This is a genomic window from Rhodanobacter ginsenosidimutans (assembly GCF_042655685.1).
Classification (GTDB): Bacteria; Pseudomonadota; Gammaproteobacteria; order Xanthomonadales; family Rhodanobacteraceae; genus Rhodanobacter; species Rhodanobacter ginsenosidimutans.
In genome coordinates, this window is record NZ_JBHSMM010000003.1 from 96268 (window position 1) to 115665 (window position 19398).

11 protein-coding genes are annotated in these 19398 nt (G+C 67.5%); 2 read left to right on the forward strand and 9 right to left on the reverse strand.

Translation table 11 applies throughout. The features are described 5' to 3' along the window. Positions 1–123: 123 nt before the first annotated feature. The gene (locus ACFPK0_RS13090; protein WP_377341333.1) at positions 124–1509 is read left to right on the forward strand and encodes a cytochrome ubiquinol oxidase subunit I; all 1386 of its coding nucleotides are present in this window, start codon (positions 124–126) and stop codon (positions 1507–1509) included. A gap of 2 nt (positions 1510–1511) precedes the next feature. Beyond that, entirely contained in the window at positions 1512–2522 is a 1011-nt protein-coding gene (cydB, locus tag ACFPK0_RS13095) for a cytochrome d ubiquinol oxidase subunit II (protein ID WP_377341335.1), read from the forward strand. Positions 2523–2625: 103 nt separating this feature from the next. Here cydB and ACFPK0_RS13100 read toward each other — a convergent pair whose 3' ends face one another. From ACFPK0_RS13100 to rph, 9 genes are all read right to left on the reverse strand, one after another. Further along, a complete protein-coding gene (locus ACFPK0_RS13100) occupies positions 2626–8958 on the reverse strand; it encodes an autotransporter-associated beta strand repeat-containing protein (RefSeq protein ID WP_377341337.1) in 6333 nt (2110 codons plus the stop codon). 83 nt (positions 8959–9041) lie between these two features. Continuing rightward, positions 9042–9851 (reverse strand): sulfotransferase family protein, encoded by an 810-nt coding sequence (locus ACFPK0_RS13105; protein WP_056084901.1) that lies wholly within the window; start codon positions 9849–9851, stop codon positions 9042–9044. Between the two features lie 500 nt (positions 9852–10351). Then, entirely contained in the window at positions 10352–11665 is a 1314-nt protein-coding gene (pepQ, locus tag ACFPK0_RS13110) for a Xaa-Pro dipeptidase (RefSeq protein ID WP_377341339.1), read from the reverse strand. A gap of 132 nt (positions 11666–11797) precedes the next feature. Beyond that, positions 11798–12154, reverse strand: coding sequence for a PilZ domain-containing protein (locus tag ACFPK0_RS13115; protein ID WP_056084904.1), 357 nt, complete (start codon positions 12152–12154; stop codon positions 11798–11800). Beyond that, positions 12151–14343: a DUF1631 family protein gene (locus ACFPK0_RS13120; RefSeq protein WP_377341341.1), complete on the reverse strand. Its 2193-nt coding sequence runs from the start codon at positions 14341–14343 to the stop codon at positions 12151–12153. The genes ACFPK0_RS13115 and ACFPK0_RS13120 overlap by 4 nt, the downstream gene beginning before the upstream one ends. Before the next feature lie 143 nt (positions 14344–14486). Next, positions 14487–16658 carry a DUF1631 family protein gene (locus tag ACFPK0_RS13125; RefSeq protein ID WP_377341343.1) on the reverse strand — a complete coding sequence of 724 codons (2172 nt, stop codon included), beginning with the start codon at positions 16656–16658 and terminating at the stop codon, positions 14487–14489. Between the two features lie 62 nt (positions 16659–16720). After that, positions 16721–17887, reverse strand: coding sequence for a radical SAM family heme chaperone HemW (gene hemW / locus ACFPK0_RS13130; RefSeq protein WP_377341345.1), 1167 nt, complete (start codon positions 17885–17887; stop codon positions 16721–16723). Continuing rightward, the gene (gene rdgB, locus ACFPK0_RS13135; protein ID WP_377341347.1) at positions 17884–18480 is read right to left on the reverse strand and encodes an RdgB/HAM1 family non-canonical purine NTP pyrophosphatase; all 597 of its coding nucleotides are present in this window, start codon (positions 18478–18480) and stop codon (positions 17884–17886) included. The genes hemW and rdgB overlap by 4 nt, the downstream gene beginning before the upstream one ends. A gap of 87 nt (positions 18481–18567) precedes the next feature. Beyond that, complete coding sequence (rph, locus tag ACFPK0_RS13140) at positions 18568–19314, reverse strand: ribonuclease PH (protein ID WP_056607705.1); 747 nt, start codon at positions 19312–19314, stop codon at positions 18568–18570. Positions 19315–19398: the final 84 nt, after the last annotated feature.

The following is a 19398-nucleotide window of genomic DNA, read 5'->3' on the forward strand; positions in this document are numbered from 1 at the left end:
GCGGACCACCTTCTCCCGAAGGGAGAAGGGAGCGACCCTGCCGACCAACGGCGTGGCGAATCGTCGCGATGGTGAGGCTTTCACATGGCGAAGCCTATAGTCCGCGGATTCGTCCCGCGGGAGATGACTGTGCCGACCGCCGAATTCCTGTCGCGAATCCAGTTCGGTTTCGTGATGTCGTTCCACATCCTGTTTCCCGCATTCACCATCGGCCTGGCGAGCTGGCTGGTGTTTCTGGAGGCGCTCTGGCTGCGCAAGCGCAGCGCGATGTTGCGCGACCTGTATTTCTTCTGGATGAAGGTGTTCGCCGGCTCGTTCGGGCTGGGCGTGGTCTCCGGCATCGTGATGAGTTTCCAGTTCGGTACCAACTGGGCCGGTCTGTCGACGGTGGCCGGCAACGTGCTGGGGCCGCTGCTCAACTACGAGGTGATGACCGCGTTTTTCCTCGAGGCCACCTTCCTCGGGGTGATGCTGTTCGGCTGGAACCGGGTCAGCCACCGCACCCATTTCATCGCCACCTGCATGGTGGCGCTGGGCACGCTGATCTCCAGCTTCTGGATCCTTGCGGCGAACAGCTGGATGCAGACACCGCAGGGCTACACGATGGTCGATGGGGTGATCCAGGCCACCGACTGGTGGGCGGCGATCTTTAATCCCTCCTTCCCGACGCGGCTGGTGCACATGGTGCTGGCCTGCTTCCTGAGTACCGGCCTGGTGGTTGGCGGCGTGTCGGCCTGGTACCTGCTGCGCGGGGTGTGGCAGGACAAGGCGCAGCTGATGCTGCGTTGTGCGCTGGCCTTCGTGGCGATCGTGATCCCGCTGCAGATCCTTGTCGGTGACATGTCGGGGCTGGTGGTGCGCGAGTATCAGCCGGCTAAACTGGCGGCGATCGAGGCGCGTTGGACTACCGAAAAAAGCGTGCCGCTGACCTTGTTTGCGTGGCCGGACGAAAAGGCCGAGCGCAACGATTACGCCGTCTACGTGCCGCATCTTGGCAGCCTGATCCTCACCCACAGCTGGAACGGTGAGGTGCAGGGGCTGAAGGACTTCGCGCCGCAAGACCGGCCACCGGTGGCGGCACCCTTTTTCAGCTTTCGCATCATGGTGGGCCTCGGCCTGCTGATGCTGGCGCTGGCGGTGGTCGGCCTGCTGCTGTGGTGGCGACGACGGTTGTTCGACAGCCGCTGGTACCTGCGTTGCTGGATGGCGATGATGCCGGCCGGTTTCATCGCCCTGCTTACCGGCTGGTACACCGCGGAGATCGGGCGCCAGCCATGGGTGGTCTACGGCGTGCTGCGCACCGTCGACGCGGCCAGCCCAGTGCACGCGTCCAGCGTGCTGACTTCGCTGATCGTCTACTTCGTGACCTACATGATCCTGTTCGGCTTCGGCAGCTGGTACCTGTTCAAGGTACTGCGCACCGGGCCGGACACTGCGCCGCCGCGGTTCGGCTTCGAGGCCACCGCGTCGCGGCCGCTGGCCGTGGTCGACGACCGCAGGGAGGATTGAGCATGGAACTTTCCACGACATTGCCGGTGGTCTGGTTCCTCATCATCGGCTTCGCGATCATGATGTACGTGCTGCTGGACGGCTTCGTGCTCGGCATCGGCATCCTTGCGCCGTTTGCCGACGACGAGGCGCAGCAGGAGCTGATGATGAACACCGCCGCGCCGATCTGGGACGGCAACGAAACCTGGCTGGTGATGGGCGGCGCCGGGTTGATGGCCGCGTTTCCGCGCGCCTATGCGGTCATCCTGTCCAGCCTGTACCTGCCGGTGCTGGCCATGCTGATCGCGCTGATCTTCCGCGGCGTGGCGTTCGAATTCCGCTTCCGCGCGCACCGTTCGCGGCGCATCTGGGGCGTGGGGTTCCACCTGGGTTCGGTGGTCGCCGCGTTCGCGCAGGGCCTGATGCTGGGCGCCATCGTCGAGGGCATGCCGCTGGAAGGCGGCAAGTACCTGCACGGCGCGTTTGCCTGGTTCAGCCCGTTCTCGGTGCTCACGGGCATGGCGTTGGTGTTCGGCTACGGCCTGCTCGGCGCGACCTGGCTGGTATTGAAGACCGAGGGTCGCCCGCAACGCATCGCGCGCGATCTGACCCGGCCGCTGATGCTGGCGGTGATCGCGTTCATGGTCATGGTCAGCGCGTGGCTGCCGTTCCTGGATTCACGGCTGATGGATCGCTGGTTCGCCTGGCCCAACTTCCTTTACCTGTCGCCGCTGCCGATCCTCACCGTGGTGGTGGCCGCATGGCTGTGGCGTGCCGTGCTGGCCAATCGCGAGGTGGCGCCGTTCGTGCTGGCGCTATGTTTCTTCGCGCTGGGTTTCCTGGGCCTGGTGGTCGGCATGTGGCCGAACATCGTGCCACCCACGATGAGCATCTGGGACGCCGCCTCGCCGCCGTCCAGCCAGGGCTTCGTGCTGGTTGGCGCGGCGATCATGATCCCGGTGGTGCTGTTCTACACCGCGTACTCGTACCGCGTGTTTCGCGGCAAGGTGCGCGCGGGGGAGGGGTATCACTAGGACGGGGATTCGGGTTCGGGATTTGGGATTTGCAAAAGCCGAAGCCGCTCCCGGCGGGCGGTCGGGCGCGGGCACCGAAGTGCCCACGCCCTTGCCGTATGCCTCAGAACCGCCAGGTCAGGCTCATCCGCGCCGACTGGTCGGTGGCGTGGTTGCCGAATTGCCCGCTGTAGGTGGCGTCTACGGACACATTGCTTGCCAGCATGAAGTTGACGCCGCCGGAGAGTGCCGCCGCGTTGCGCGCCACCGGCACGCCGGTGATGTCGAAGCTGCTGCCGCCGTCGGCGAAATGCATCGTGCTGGTTGGCCGCACATCACCCCATGCGTGCTGCCAGCCGAGGCTGATATGGGCATGCGTGCCGTCGTCGGGCGCGCCCAGCGCAAACATCCCGCGTAGCCCCAGCGTGCCGACCGTCAGCGTATCGCGTTGACTGTGGGTGCTCAGGGCGGCACGACCATTCTCGTGGATGGCGGGCGTATCCAGTCGCGCCCAAGCCACGTTCACGAACGGTGCGAGGGTGCTGCTGCCCAGCGCGAACGCGTGGCTGCCATCGACATGGACTTGGGTGGTGTGGGCGTCGTAGCGGCTGCTCGCGGTATCGGCGAAATCGCCGAAGGCCATGAAGCGGCTCGTGTCCACCCGTTGCCAGCTGTAGATCGCGCCGCCCTTCAATTGCACCACGCCGAGGTCGGTGCTGCCGTACACACCGATGTGCCGGTTTCGCACATGCGCGGACGAACCCTGGCTGGCGATTCGTGCGGTGGCCTGGCCCGATCCGAGCACCGCACCGGCCACCGACGATGCACCCACGGCGAGGTCGGCACCCACCAACAGGCCGCTACCGGTCGTGTCCAATCTCGATGCTTGGCCATCGTTGTCGTGATGACCACCGTGGCCCCAGGCGCTGACCCAGGCCGCGACGCCGCCGGCGCTGGCTTCGTTGCCCGGGCCCAGCAGATGCTGATTGACGGCATCGCGTACATACCGATCGTTGTCGGCAATGGCGGTCCGCGTACTGGCGTGGATTTCGCCGGAAAGTTGCCCGAACGCCATGCGTGCCGTGGGTGCATCCAGCTTGACCAGCGCGTCGTAGAGCGGGTTGCCTATGCCCAGGCTTTCGGCCGCGTCGGCGGTGGCTTTCTGGTTGCCCGTTTGCGCGGCTTGACTGAAGCTGACGTCGTTGCGCTCCAATACCAGCTCCAGGCTGGTGGCGTTGTAGCTGAACAGTGGGGCCAGGAAGGCCAGGTTGCTGCCGATGCTGTCGAACTGGCCGTCAATGCCATCGCCCGCGCTGAAAATGGTGTAGCTCGTCTTGGGGGTCCAATCGCCATCCGGTGCCAGCACCATGACAGTGCCACCCAGAATGCTGATCTTGCCCGCCACGGCCAGCTGGTCGCTTTGGCCATCCGGCGTGATTTCCACCTGGTAGATGGAGCCGCTGCGGAAAGTGGCGTCACCGGCTACGTGCAGCGTGCCAATGCTGTGGCCCGGTGCCAACGTGCCGTAGAGATCCAGCCTACCGACCGTACCGAAGCCGCCCAGCGTGGCGCCGCTGGCGACGTTGACCATGCCGCCCAGGCTCGCGCCGTCGTAGCCATCGTCGCCGACAATCAAGGTGCCGGCCTGGACGTGGGTTGCGCCGCTGAATGAATTGATGGCGTTGAGAATCAACTCCCCGTCACCGGCCTTGGTCAGCGTGCCATTGCCGGAGAGGGTGCCGGCAAACGTGCCGTTGCCGTGCTGGTTGAACACCAGTGCGGCGTTGTCGGCGATGTTACCGTGCAAGCTGATGGTGTCGCCTTGCAGGGTGCCGGCCGTGATCGTGGTGCCACCGGCATAGCTGTTGGTACCGGAGAGGGTGACTACACCGCTGCCGATCTTGGTCAGCGAGCCACTGCCGGAAATCGCTCCGGCAAAAGTGCCGGCCGTGTTCTGGTTGAACACCAGTGCGGCGTTGTCGACGATGTTGCCTTGCAAGCTGGTGGTATCGCCTTGCAGGGTACCGGCCGTGATCGTGGTGCCGCCGGTATAGGTGTTGTCGCCGGTAAGCGTCAGCGTGCCGCTGCCGTTCTGCGCCAGCGAACCCGTGCCGGTGATGGCCCCGGCAAAGCTCAGGTCATCACTTCGGTCGAAGGCGAGGGTACTGTTGTCGAGGACATCGCCGGTGATCGAACCGGTCGCGCCGCCATTGCCGATCTGCAAGGTGCCGGCGCCGATCGTAGTGCCGCCGGTGTAGGTGTTGGCGCCGGCAAGCACCAGGGTGCCGAGGTCGGCCTTGGTCAAACCGTCGTTGCCGGCTAGCACGTTGTTGATCGTGGCGGTATAGGCTGCACCCGCTGCGCTGCCATCACCCACGCGGATGATCGGTGCCGCGCCGGCATCGCCAACCAAAGTCAGCGCGTCGCCGGTCAACGTGTAGCCGTCGCTGGCAAACTGCATGCCCAGTGCGCTGACCGGGTCGGCGCCGCTGTTGCCGTCTACCGTCACGGTCCCGGCGGTGCCACCAAAAATGGCGAAGCCCGGCTGGGGGGTCATTGGAGCGGTGGTGTTGCCATTGGCATCCGTCCAGTTCGCTGCCGTGGTTGACCAGGTGCCGTCGCCACCACCCATTTGTGTGGCGTCAGCCAGACCGTTGCCGTTCCACAGGTTCAGTGTCAGGCCGGTCGCGTTGAACAGGTTGATCTGCTTGTTTCCGGTGAGGTTCCGGATCTGCAGTATCGCGCCTGTCGGCGTGCTGCCAAGGCTGATGCCGCCGTTGGTTTCGGTCAGGCTGCCGCCATAGCTGAACAGGCGGTACAGACCGGGGCCGAAGTCGCTGGCATCGCTGACATTGAGCGTGGCGCCATCGAGTTTGAGGTTGCCGCCCACTGTCACGCTGTCGCCGCTGCCAAACGATGCAAGGGTCGCGCCGGGCGTACCCAACTCGAAGTCCAGCACGCTGCCTTGCGCGGCGGTGAGATCGCCGTCGATGGTCAACGTGCCGATGCTGTTGCCCGGTGCCAGGTGGGCACCGGCATCAAGCGCGACGCCGCCGCCGATGCGGCCATGGCCACCCAGCGTGGCACCACTGTCCACCGTGACACTGCCGCCCAGTGCGGCGCTGTTGCCGGCGACGCTGCCAATGACCAGCGTGCCATCCTGCACTGTGCTGGCGCCGGTGAATGCGCTGCTGTTGCCATCCAGCACCAAGGTGGTGCCGCTGTCGATACGTAGCGCCCCGTTACCGGACATCGCGCCGGCAAAGGTGCCCGCCGTGCTCTGCTTGAACACCAGGGCCGCGTTGTTGACGATGTCACCTTGCAGGCTGGCGGTATCGCCTTGCAGGGTACCGGCCGTGATCGTGGTGCCGCCGGTATAGGTGTTGGCGCCGGTAAGCGTCAGCGTGCCATCGCCGCTCTTGGACAACGTGCCGCTGCCCGACAGTGCTTGCGATACGGTGAAGTTGTTGCTGGCATCAGCGATGTCGAACCCGCCGCCGGCACTGCCCAGGGTGATCGCTCGCGGCGTGGTGGTGAACGCCGTGCCGGTTACCTCCAGCGTGCCGCCGTTCAGCAACAACCCGCCACTGGTATCGCCGAGGTTGCCGTCGCTCGATACCGATAACGCGCCGGCGCTGATCGTCCACGGCGTAACCACCGCCGTGGTGCCGGTCAGAGTCCAGGTGCTGGTGCCGGTCTTGGTGAATTCGGTGAAGCCGTAGTACCTGACCGTACCGCTCCACGACGTGGGTGACGTGGTGACAAGGTTTGAAGCGGCAAAGGTGGCATTCGTGTTGCCGCCCAATACCAATATGTCGCTGTTGGCGCTGCCGATCACGTTGCCGACGAAGCTGTAGCCTTTCAGCAGCGTCAACTGGTTGCCGCCGCCGCTGAAGTTAACCGCGTCGGCCCGGCTGCCGTTAGCGTTCTTCCCGCCCCGGATCGTGCCGGCGTTGGTCATCTTGGTGTTGCCGGTGGACGTTACGCCATTGCCACCCTTGCTGCCGACGCCGTTGCCGTCGCCGCCGGTGATGGTGCTGCCGCTGTTGTTGGTCAAGCTGAGCTCGGAGCTGCTGACGCCGTTACCGCCGTTGCCGCCGACACCGCCAGTACCACCTCGGATGCCGCCTTTGCCGCCGCTGATGGTGCCGCCGCTGTTGTTGGTCAAGATGAGCTTGGGGCCACTGATGCCGTCGCCGCCGCTGCCGCCGCTGCTGTTGCTTCTGTGGCCGCTGCCGCCTGCGCCGCCGCTGATGATGTTGCGGTTGGTTACGACGAGAGCGTCGCCGCTGATGCCATTACCGCCGTGGCCACCGACGTCACCGGCGCCACCGAAGCCGCCGCTTTCGCCGCCTGCGCCGCCGGTGATGCTGCCGCTGTTGCTGGTCAGGCTGAGATTGTCGCCGCTGATGCCGGCGCCGCCGGTGCCGCCTCTGCCGCTGCCGCTGCCGCTGCTGGAGCTTTCGCCGCCGACGCCGCCGGTGATGGCGCCGGCGTTGGTCATGCGCAGATTGTTGCCACTGGCGCCGTTGCCGCCCATGCCACTGCTGTTGCCGACGCCGCCAGCGCCGCCGGTGATGCTGCCGCCGCTGTTGTTGGTCAGGCCGAGATTGTCGCCGCTGACGCCGCCACCGCCGTTGCCGCCGTTGCTGTAGCCGTCGCCGCCAGCGCCGCCGTTGATGACGCTGTTGTTGGTCACGCTGGTTCCGGAGCCGCCGACGCCGTAACCACCGTTGCCGCCGGTGGTGCTGGCGCTGTAGCCACCATCGCCAGCGGTGATGGCGCCGCTATTGCTTACGGTGGAGTCGGAGCCGCTGACGCCATTACCGCCGTTGCCGCCGGTGCTGTTTGAGCTGTAGCCACCATCGCCAGCGGTGATGACGCCGCTATTGCTTACGGTGACGCTGGCGCCGTTGACTCCCGCGCCACCGCTGCCGCCATAGCCGCTGCCGCTTTCGCCGCCGTTGCCGCCTTGGGCTGTGCCGCTGAGCATGACGGTCAGGGTGGTGCCGCTGCTGGCGGCCACTGAATTACCGCCAACCGTGCCGTTGGTAGCCCCCGCGCCGTCGATTCCGGTCGCCCCGGTGACGGAGCTGGTGGTGGTGCCGTCGCCGATCTGCAAGGTGCCGGCGAGCAGTTGCCATGCCGGGCCAGCGCCTGCGCCGGTCAGGGTCCAGGTGCTGGTGCCGGTTTTCTTGTAGGCGGTGAAGCCGTAGTACTGCGGGGTGCCGGTGTAGGAGGTCGGCGCGGTGCTCACGATGTGGGACACGTCGAAAGCCGTGGCGGGGTCGGTGTCGCCGCCCAGCGCCAGGGTGTCGCCACCATTCGCCGCGCCGCTGTTGCTGACCACGTTGCCGGTGAAGCTGTAGCCATTTTCCAGGGTCAGCGTGTTGTCGCCGCCGGACAGGCGCACGGCATCCGCACGCGTCGCGTTGTCGCCAGACAGGCCACCGGCAATGACGCCCGCTGTCGTGATGGTGCTGCCGCCCGTGGAGACCACGCCGATACCACCGGCGCCAGCAATGCCCGCGTTGCCGGGGTTGCCGTTGGCTCCCGTCGTGCCCCATTGGCCACCGGGGGCCCCGGGGTAGTCGGAGAGGCCGCCCATACCACCCGTGGCGATACCACCGCTGCCTCCGTGGCCGCCGGTGATCGTTCCGAGGTTGGTGAGCTGGAAGTCACTTCCATCCACGCCGTTGCCACCGCTGCCGCCGTTGCCGGCGCTGCCGCCGTTGCCGCCGACGCCGCCATTGCCGCTGTCGCCGGTATTGTTCGCACCCTGGCCGCCTCTGCCGCCTGTTCCGCCGAAGGCGTTGCCGCCAGCGCCGCCGGTGCCGCCGACAAGCGTTCCGCTGTTGTCTATCGTGAACCCCGATCCGTTGATGACGTTGCCGCCGTTGCCACCTGCCCCTGCGCTTCCGCCATCCCCGCCCGAGCCACCATTGCCGCCGTCCCCATTGCCGCCTTGCACTGGCCAGCCACCGCTGCCACCGGCACCGCCATTTGCGTTGCCGCCGTTGCCGCCGTCGCCGCCGGCGAGTGCGCTGTCGATGGCAACGGTCGTGGAGCCGGTGGTCGCGGCATCACCCGTTGTCCCGGCGGTCGCTGTGGAAGCGTTTCCACCATAGCCACCGTCGCCGCCTGTTTGCCCCAGAGTTGCCGCATCTGTGCCCAGCACGCCAGTTGCTCCGGATGCGCCGGTTCCGGTGTTTCCTGCCGTTCCTTGCGTGCAGTTGTCGTACGAGGTGCCGTTGACGGTGCAACTGGCCGCCCACGCTGGCGAGGCGAGCGTGCCGAGCGCCAGTGCGGCCAGGCAGGCCAGCGCCAGCGGATGCTTGCGCAGGGGCGAGGTGCTGGCGTTCACCGCGTTGCCGGTGCCTGGGGTACATGCCAGTTCGGATGCCACCTGCAAGACGCGCAACGCGCGGTTCCAGACCAGACGGTAGATACGGTTCATGGTGTTTTCCTCGGCACGCCGGTTAGGACGATTGACGCGATGGGGTTATCGGCAAACGGCCCGAATGAAGGCCGGCGTGGGCTTCAGACAATGCGCACGCCGCGCGGATTGAGCTTGGGGTCGCGCCAGAAGGCGTCGTTCTCGAAGCGGCGGAACAGGTCCGGCGGCAAGATGGTGTTGCGTTCGATCGCGGCCACCCGGGGCCGCACGGTATGCAATCCCGGCGTGCCGGCACGCTGGTCGAACTCCGTCGCGTCGTAGTCGACGTGGTCGGTGTCGTGCGCGAAGGCCGGCTCGCCGAGAAATTCGTAGATGGCCTTGAGAGCCCTGGCCGGATCGGTGGTGAGGGTTTCGTATTGCACCAGCAGCAGCCGGTCGGCGTGCTCGCTGTAGAACGCGCCCTTCAGCGCGTCGTAGGCATAGCCCAGCAGACCGTCGGTGCCGGCCACGCCGTTGGCGCGGGTGTAGACGGTGCCGCCGGGGGAGTAGTTGAAGATGGACGATGGGCTGAACGCGTTGCGCTGGATGACCCGCTCGATGCTGTCGATGATCCACGGCACGTGGCGCACGCAAGCGATCACTTTCGCGTCGGGAAACAGTTGCGCCATCGCTCCTATCCGCGCACACCAGGCGCGGCTGGTGTCGACGATCACCTCGGCGCCGCAGTCGGCGTAATAGTTGTCGAACAAGCCCCGCACGACGCGTTGGCGCTGAGCGTCATCGATGAACAGGGAGAACTCGTTGCGCCCGCTCATCTCGGCCAGCAACGCGCCGACCATGCCGGCCAGCGGCCCGCTCATGCCGGCGTGGAAGCGCGGATTTTGCCGCAGCAATGCCGCCAGCAAGGTCGAGCCGGAACGCGGCAACCCGGAAATAAAGTGAATACGCGCCAAGAGCCTGCCCCCTGTTCCCGCCGGCACTTGACGTTGACGGTGGATAACGAAACCTCGTGATCGTCATCACGGTAGCCGGACGGCTCGCGTTTGTGTAGCCCAGGGAACGACGCGGCCATAACCTGCCACGGCAGCTTCCGTTGGCAATGCCGAAGCGGCGGCCATCGTCACGTATGCCGCTGGTTGGCGTTCTTCGCGGACTCCGGGTACAGGCGGCGGGGCGTCCTGCCGCAGACGCAACCGGTCGAGCCAGCGGCGTTGGCAGACCGATGATGTGCGCGATGGTGCCCTGCGCGCCGGAATCGATCAGTTCGACCAGCAGGTGGTGCCGGCGTTATTGCACCGGGCCGCTGTTCTCGACGATCAGGGCCGGGCTCAGGCCAATGCCCATGTTGTTTCCCGGCGAAAACACGCTTTGTGCCGATCTTTCGGCCAATGGTTGGGATCGGCTACCGCTCGGCAGGTGTACGGAGCGGTTGTGACGACGGCGCTGGGTCGGGTCAGCTGGCTTGCGCAAACGCATCGCGGGTCAGGTTCTCCGGCGCGTCGTCCGTGCACACCACGTCGTCCTCGATGCGGATGCCGCCGTAGGGTTTGAAGGCTTCTACCTTGTTCCAGTCAATGTCCTTCGACACCGGTTTATCGCGCAGTTCGGCCAGCAGCATGTCGATGAAATACAGGCCAGGTTCGATGGTCACCACCATGCCCGGCTCCAGCGTGCGGGTCATGCGCAGGTAAGGATGGCCGGCGGGGCGGGCGATGGTGCCGCCGCGTTCGCCCTGCTGGAAACCGGCCACGTCGTGCACTTGCAGGCCGATCGAATGGCCCAGGCCGTGGGGGAAAAACGCGCTGCTGACGCCGGACTCCACCGCGCTTTCCGCGTTCATGCGGATGACGCCGTGCTCGCGCAGCACGCCGGCCAGCACGTGGTGGGCGTGGATGTGGAGGTCGGGGTAGCTCTGGCCGGCGCGCACCATCGACACGAAGCCCTGCTGGGCCGCGTCGACGCTGTCGATCAGGGCCTGGAATTCGCCGGCGTCCGCGGCGGCGTAGGTGCGCGTGATGTCGCTGGCATAACCCGCGGCGCTGGCGCCGGCATCGATCAGCAGCGAGCGGCTGGACGGCGGCGGTGTGCGGTCGAACCTGCTGTAGTGCAAAACGGCGCCGTGCTCGTTGAGGCCCACGATGCTGGCGTACGGCAGCTCCGCGTCGATCTGGCGGGCGGCGTCGAGATACGCCATGTGGACGTCGAACTCGCTGGCGCCCGCGCGGAAGGCATCGCCAGCGGCGCGATGGGCGCGGGTGCCGATGCGACTGGCTTCGCGCATCAGCGCCAGTTCGTACGGCGTCTTGAAGCTGCGATGCCAGTGCAGATAATCGAACACGGTGGCGGGGTTGTTTACCTCCACGCCCTCGACCGGGCCGGGCGCGATCACCGCGCGGTTGCCGGCGGGCAGGGCAGCCAGCGCCTCGGCCGCGTTGCGCACGATCACGATCTCGAAATGCTCGACCCAGTAGCCCTGCGGCGCCTGTGGCACCACGTGCCAGTAATCGCGCGGCTGCAGGAACACCAGCTTCGGCTTGCTGCCGGGCGAGTGGATGATCCAGCTGCCCGGCGCGTCGGTCAGCGGCAGCCAGTGCTTGAAATGCGGATTGACGGCGAACGGGAAATCCTGGTCATCCAGGAATTTTTCCGTAGGCATGCCGGCGGCGATCAGCAGATGGTCGAAACCGCCCAGCGCCAGTGCCTTGTCGGCGCGTTCGCGCAAGGTGGCCAGGTGTTGGGGGTACAGGGCGGCGAGCTGATCGTGCATGGTTTTTCCCTTCGTCGAGGCGGCCGCAGCGGGGCGGCGCGAAGGGTTTCATCACGGCGTCGCGCGGGTACGGCCGCGATAAGCGGTGGCCCGATGATGCGACGGCGGCGGGTGGCCGGCCAGTGAAGAAGGTCAGGCTTGCGCCAGCCAGCGGTCCAGGTGGCCGGCGTCGGCATCGCTGATTGCCACGATGCGATAGCCGGCCCAGATCTGCCCCGGGCTGGCGGCGGCGGCCTGCCATTGTTCCTGGATACCCACTTCGATCGGCTGCGATGGTTGCAGGCCGGGCTGCGCCGGCAGGGTCAGGCTGACCTGGTACAGGGCCTCGTTGCGCGGTGCCTTGGAGCTGATGAGCATCATGCCGCCCACCGACAGGTTGCCCAGGTGGCCCAGCGGTTGGCCGCTGATCACGTCGGTCACCACGGCGGTGAAGTTGATCGGCTTGCGCTCGCTGCGGCGCTGGTTGGCGGGGTTGTCGGGTGAATTCATGGGCGACGGTATCCCTGCGCCACGGCGCTCGGGGTGGTGGATTGGCGCAAGGCGCCGGTCAGGCCGTGCCAGGCACGGTCGAGCAGGCTTTCGCGCGGCGTGGGCATTTCGCGCGCGCGGCCGCGGGCAATGTCATGGGCCAGTTGCGCCAGGGTCATTTCCTCGCCGCGCTGGCCGCGCCGGGTCACCATCAGGCAGCGGCCGGACATGGGCGAGTACCAGCTGAGTTTGCGTCGGGTGATCTGGCCGGTGGCGGCGTCCTCGAACTCGAACCAGCTGCCGAACGGCATCCGGCGCAGTCGCAGCTGGATCTCGCGCTCGTGCGCGTCGACGGGTGGCTGGACCTGCGTGGCGGGTTCGGGCTGATCAGATTGCTCGCCCAGCCGCTGGTGATGCTTCAGGCGCATGGCGAGGTCGGTGGCGCTGGGCAGGTCCACCGCGGGGGCGGCGCTGTCGATGCCCAGCAGGCGCTGGGCGACCTGTTCGGCCTCCTCCGCATGCATGCCGATCTGCTGCAGGCCGGTTTCCACGTCCTGGCGCAGCTGTTGCCGGTCGGTCGTCGGCACCCGGCCCAGCAACTGGTCGGTGACCTGCAGCTGCGCCGCGAAGGCCTCGCTGTCCTCGCCATGGCGAAGCAGGGTCAGCGCCAGCACGTCGGACCAGGCGCGATCCAGCAGCGCACGCAGCAGGCCACGCGGCGGTGACTGTGCGAAGCGTTCGGCCATCAGTTCGGTGGCGCGCTGGCGGGCCTGGTCGAGCCGCTCGCGACCTTGCGCGGCTTCCAGATGACGATGTTCGGCTGCCTGCGCCTTGCGGCTGAGCACTTCGACATGGCGCTTGATGTCGGCCAGCAGGCTGGCATACAAGTCCGCGCTGGGCGGCTCCTGCCGGGCACGTGAGACCAGCTGTTCCAGCTTGGCCGCCAGCGGCCGGTTGCTTTCCTCGTCGCCGCCGTCGAACCAGTCGTTGGCGGTGGTGGTGACGGTATCCAGCAACTGCCGCGCGGGGTGTTCGGGCCGTTCGAAGAAATCGTGGTCGGTCATCGCCACCCGCAGCAGCGGCAACTGCAGGCCGCCGAGCAGTGCCTTGGCATTGCCGTTGCGCTGCAATTGCTCGCCGAGCTGCTCGAACAGCATCGCCACCAGCTCCACCGTGTCGCCCTGCTCGCTGCTCAGCTCGGTGCGCGGCGCGTCGGCAGGCTTGCCGCTGTTGAGATGGACCAGAAGCTCGTCGCGCAGCCGCTGCGCGCTGCGCAACTCGCGGCTGGCGTGATCGGTGACGGCGACCAGGTGCGCCTGCAACGCGGCGAGTGCGGTTTGAAGTTCTTCCGGGCTGGCGGCGCGACCGGCGGGTTGGCCGCTACCAGTGCCGTCGGTGCTGCGCTGCTGCGACAGCAGGTCGCGCAGCGATTCGAGCACCGCGATCGGCTCGTGCGCCGCCGGGGCATTTCGCGTGGCAGCTGCTGGCGCAGCGTCGGGCGTGGGTACGGCATGCGGCCGGCTGGCGACGTGGCGCGGCAGCTGCGTGCCGCGCAAGCGCGGCAGGATGCCGTCGTCCAGCAGCCGCGCGTTCACCGCGGCCAGCAGCGGCCCCAGCGTGCGCAGCACCGACTGGTCGAAACAATGCAGCAAGGTCTGCTGCTGCGTCAGCGGCAGGGCGAGCGAGCCGCTGACGTGGTGGAACGCGTGGATAAGCGCGCGCGGGCCGTTCGGCAGCGCTTCGCCTTCCAGCGGCGGGGCGGCGACCAGCACGCCGAGACGGTAACCAAGCTCATGCAGCACGGTGCCGTGGCGTGCCTCGGCGCGGGCCGACAACTGCTCCAGCGTCATGCTCAGCTCGTGTTCGACCGGGTCCAGCAATTCGAGCTGGCCCCAGGTGCCCAGATGATTTGTTGGCGCCGGCGTGTGGTGGCCGATGCGGTCGAACGAGACCACCAGTCGGTTGGCGAAACGCTGGCCCAGGGCCGCGCGATCCTGCTGCACCCGCTGGCGGGTGGCGAAATATTCCTGTTGCTCGCTGGCCTGGTGCGCTTTCTCGGCGCGCATGAAGACGTGCTGGTCGAACGCGGCCAGGCTTCGTTGCAGGGGCTGGTGCAGCTCGGCCACGCAGCGGGCGCAGATATCTTCCAGCAAACGCTGGGCCCGGGCCGGCCAGCGGCCGCGACTGGTATCTGGCGCTGGGTCGGACACAAGTGAACCGCGTCGAAGCTGCTCCGCGTCCATGGCAGATCCCGTCGTTTTCCGGAACGACGAGTTTATGCCGGTTGTCGTGGGCGTGTCATGCTGTTTCAGCGGCAGCGTGGCGCGTGCGACGGGCGCCGTGGCAGCAGCCATCACGGTTGCTGCGGGGCGTCGGTCATGGCGCGCCAGGCGGGTGGTAGCGACGGTGGTTTCCGGGCGGCGCAGGGCCGTGCCTCGCCGGTGACCAGTTTTTGCGCCAGTTGCGGCAAGGTGATGTTTTCCCACGGCTGGCCACGCCGGTTGAGCAGCAGGCAACGCCCGCCATGCGGGGCGTACCAGGCGAGCTTGCGCGCGCGGATGGGCGCGCTTTGGGTGGCGGCGAATTCGAACCAGTCCCCCGCGGGTTTCTGCCGCAACTGCTGCAGCGCCTCGCGCACGCGCGGATCGGTTTCGTCGTCGCCGCGATTGCCTGTCGCGTCCGCTGCCGGCGCGTCACCGAGGCGATGTTTCAACCGCATCGCCAGGCTGGTGGTGCTGGGGCCGCGCGAGGCCGGGTCGACGTCGCTGGCGAACAGCCACTGGGCCAGTTCCGCGCTTTCTTCCACTGGCATGCCGATCTGCTGCAGGCCGGTTTCCAGCCCGTGACACAGGGCGTGCTGGTTGCTGACGGGGCGTTTGCCGCAGAGCTGGTCGGTGATGAGCAGCCGGCTGGAAAACGCCTCGCTCTGTTCGCCGTGGCGCAACAGGGTCAGCGCCAGCACGTCGGTCCAGGCACGGTCGATCAGCCCGCGCAGACCGCCTTCCGGGCGGCTGGGGTCCTTGCGTTCGGCCATCAGCTGCGCCGCGCGCTGGCGCGCCTGCTCCAGCCGGTCGTGCCCTTGCATCGCCTCCACATGACGCCGCTCGGCCAGCTGCGATTTGCGCTGCAGTTGCGCCAGGTAGGCATCGAGCTGGCCCTGCAACGCGGTGTAGAGCGCGGAGGTGGGCGGCTCCCAGATGGCGCGATCCACCAGTTGGTGCAGTGAGCTGATGACACCGCGATCGGCCTCGCTGTCGCTGTCCTCGATCCAGTCGCGCGCCGCGTCGGCAAACGTGCCCACTAGCGACTGCGCCGGATGCCCCGCCTCGAAGAAACCCGGGTCGGCGAGCGCCAGGCGCAGCAGCGGCAGTTGCAGATCGCCGAGCAGGGCGCGGGCCTTTCCGGCCGGGCGCATGGCGCCGGCCAGCGACTGCAACAGCCGCGCCACCAGCTCCAGGATGTCGTCCTGCTCGTCGCCAAGGCGCACGTTGGCGGCATCGGCAAACGATGGCGCCTTGCTGGCACCGGCCACGTTGAGGCAACCAAGCAGCGCACGGCGCAGTTGCGTCGCGCTGGCGGGCGCGCCGCTGGCATGGCCGGGGATCAGGCTGGGGCGCTGTTGCAGCGCGGTCAGCGCGGCGCGCAATTCCTCTTCCGTGGCTACCAGGCCGGCATCGTTGCGAGTCGGGCTGGCGCGCCGGCGACGGATCAACGGTTCGCGCAGCAGGTCCAGTGCGCTGGCCGCCGTGGTTTTGCCCGGTGGCGTGGCGGGTGCTGGCGGTATCGCGGCTTCCAGCGACAAGGGCGGTTGCTTGCGCACCGGTGTGCGCGCCATGGGAAACGCGCGCAGGCGCGGCAGGAGGCCTTCGGCGAGCAGGTGGCGATTGATGATTTCATACAGCCCGGCCAGCCCTGGCACCAGGGTGCTTTCCAGGCTTTGCAACAGCAGCACGTCGTGCTCGCTGGGCAGGTTGAGCGCGGCGCTGGCGTCGCGGAACGCGGCCGCCATGGCTTGCGGCCCCAGCGGCAGCCGTTCGCCTTCCAGCGGTGGTGCCGCCACCAGCACGGCCAGGCGATAGCTCAGCTCCACCAGCAGCGGGCCGTTGCGTGCCTCGTTGCGCGCCACCAGCTGATCCAGCGCGGCGGTCAGTTCGTGCTCGACCGCATCGAGCAGGCTCAGCGTGAGTCCCGGCTTCTTCGCGGTGGGTGGCGTGGCGGTGCCGATCTGCGCAAACGCACGGTCGATGCTGGCCACGAAACGCTCTTCGAAAACCTGCCGTCCCTGCAGCAGGGTTTGCCGCGTGGCCAGGTAGCGCTGTTGATCCACGTGGCTGCGCGTGCGGTCGGACTTGTCGTGCAGGCGGCGGTCGAAATCGCCCAGGCACGCGCGCAGCGGCTCGTGCAGCCAGGTGGCGCAGAGGCCGCGCACTTCATCCACCAGTCGTTGTGTGCGCGCCGGCCAACCAGGCTTCTCAGGGGACGGCGCGTCTTCGGTGAGCTCGATCTTCAAAGTGATCCCGGACAACGCGAGAGGCCGAGTCTATGCCCGATGCGGTGACGTAACCATGAGCGTTTTGTCACTGCCACTCAAGCCAGGAAGCTGGCGATCACGTCGTTGAGAAAGCGCTGGCCCAGTGCGGTGGTGCGCAATTGCTGCGGGTCGGGGTGCAGCCAGCCGCGCTGTTGCGCGTCGTTCAGCGAGGTGGCGATCGTGGTCAATGACAAGCCGGTGCGCTCGCCGAAATCCTGCAGCGGCACGCCATCGATCAGTCGCAACGCGTTCAACATGTATTCGAACGGCAGCTCGCCGGCCGTGACGATCTGGTCGCCGCCGATCCGCGCGGCCGTGCCCGCGGCGTCCATGTAGGCGCGCGGGTTGCGCGATTTCCAACGCCGTCGTACCTGCCCGCTGGCGGCGTCGCTGAGCTTGCCGTGGGCGCCGGCGCCGATGCCCAGGTAGTCGCCGAAGCGCCAGTAGTTGAGGTTGTGCGCGCAGCGACGACCCGGCTGGGCGTAGGCGGAGATTTCGTATTGGCCGTAACCCGCGGCGGCCAGGCGCGCCTCGCAGGCCTCCTGCATGGCCCAGGCGTGGTCGTCATCGGGCAGCGGCGGCGGGTTGGCGGCGAACACGGTGTTCGGCTCCAGCGTCAGCTGGTAGTGCGAGATATGCGTGGGCTGCAGCGCCACGGCGCGATCCACGTCGACCAGCGCGCCCTCCAGCGTCTGCTGGGGCAGGGCATACATCAGGTCGAGATTGATGTTGGCGTAGCCGGCGTCCTGCGCCGATTTCACCGCACGCTCGGCTTCCGCGGCCGAATGGATGCGGCCCAGCCGGCGCAGCTTGTCGTCGTCGAAGCTCTGCACGCCGAACGAGATGCGGTTGACGCCAGCCTTCAGGTAGCCGTCGAAACGGCCGTGCTCGACCGTGCCGGGGTTGGTCTCCAGCGTGATCTCGGCATCCGCCGCCAGCGGCAGCCGTTCGCGGACGCCGTCGAGCAGGCGTTCGATCAGTTCGGGCGAAAACAGGCTGGGCGTGCCGCCGCCGAAAAAGATGCTGACCACCGGCCGCCCGGCCAGCGCCGCGCCGAAATCCACGCGGTCGGCGTCCAGATCGGCCAGCAGGTGATCGATGTACTCGGCGTACGGCGGCGGCGTGTTGCGCAGGCCGTGCGAGTTGAAGTCGCAATACGGGCACTTCTTCACGCACCACGGCATGTGGATGTACAGCGACAGCGGTGGCGCCAGCAGGCTCATGTCAGCTCAGCCAGCCGCGCCTGCAGTTTGGCCATGGCCTGGCCGCGGTGGCTGAGGCGGTTTTTCAGGGCGGGGTCGAGTTCCGCAGCGCTTTGGGTCTGGCCATCGGGCAGGAACAGCGGGTCGTAGCCGAAGCCTCCCGGCCCGCGCGGCGTATCCAGCACGCGACCGTGCCAGCGGCCCTCGACGATCAGCGGCGTGGGGTCGGCGGCGTGGCGCAGCAACACCAGTGCGCACATGAAGAAGGCGCGGCGTTGATCGGGCGGCATGCTGTCCAGCGTCCGCAGCAGCTTCGCGTTGTTGGCGGCGCTGTCGCCGTGGCCGCCGGCGTAGCGGGCCGAGTACAGGCCGGGCGCACCCTTGAGGGCTTCCACGCACAGGCCCGAGTCGTCGGCCAGCGCGGGCAGGCCGCTGACCTGTGCCGCGTGGCGCGCCTTGAGCAAGGCGTTTTCCACGAAGGTGAGGCCGGTTTCCTCGACATCGTCGATGCCCAGGCTGGCCTGGGTGACCACCTCGCAACCGCTGTCGGCGAACAGCGCGTTGAACTCGCGTAGTTTGCCGGGGTTGCTGCTGGCAAGGACGATGCGGTGCATGGGTGGGTTCCTGGGGTGCCGGGATGGAGTCGTTTTGAGGGTTATGGTGACCGCAGACGGCCCTCTCCCCCAGAGGGGGTTATTGCGTCAGCGCGCGACCGCGTTATCGGATTGCAGCGCGGCACGCTGCGCTGCGACCAGTTCACCGATGCCTTTTTCGGCCAGCGCCAGCATCGCGTCCATTTCGTCGCGGCGGAACGCGTGGCCTTCGGCGGTGCCCTGGATCTCGATGAAACCGCCGCCGTCGTTCATCACCACGTTCATGTCGGTGTCGCAGTTGGAATCCTCGGCGTAGTCCAGATCCAGTACCGGCGTGCCTTTGTAGATGCCGACGGAAACGGCGGCGATCGCGCCCACGATCGGGTTGCGCTTGAGGTTTTCGCGCTTCATCAGCACGGCGACGGCATCGGACAGCGCCACGTAGGCGCCGGTGATGGCGGCGGTGCGGGTGCCGCCATCGGCCTGCAGCACGTCGCAATCGAGCGTGATCACGCGTTCGCCCAGCGCCTGGCGGTTGACACAGGCGCGCAGGCTGCGGCCGATCAGACGCTGGATTTCCATGGTGCGGCCGCCCTGGCCGCCGCGCGCGGCTTCGCGCTGCATGCGGGTGTTGGTGGCGCGCGGCAGCATGCCGTATTCGGCGGTGATCCAGCCCTCGCCCTTGCCGCGCAGCCATGCCGGCGCGCGATCCTCGATGCTGGCGGTGCACAGCACGCGGGTGTCGCCGAAGCTCACCAGCACCGAGCCTTCGGCGTGGCGGGTGTAGTGGCGTTCGATGGTGACCGTGCGCAGCTGGTCGCTGGCGCGGCCGCTGGGGCGGGTGGGGGCATTCATGGGGATTCCTTCGCGTCGCTTGGCCGGATTGGGCAAGGCGGGACCGGAGAGTTTACCATTGCGTCCTTTACCCACGCCCGGAAA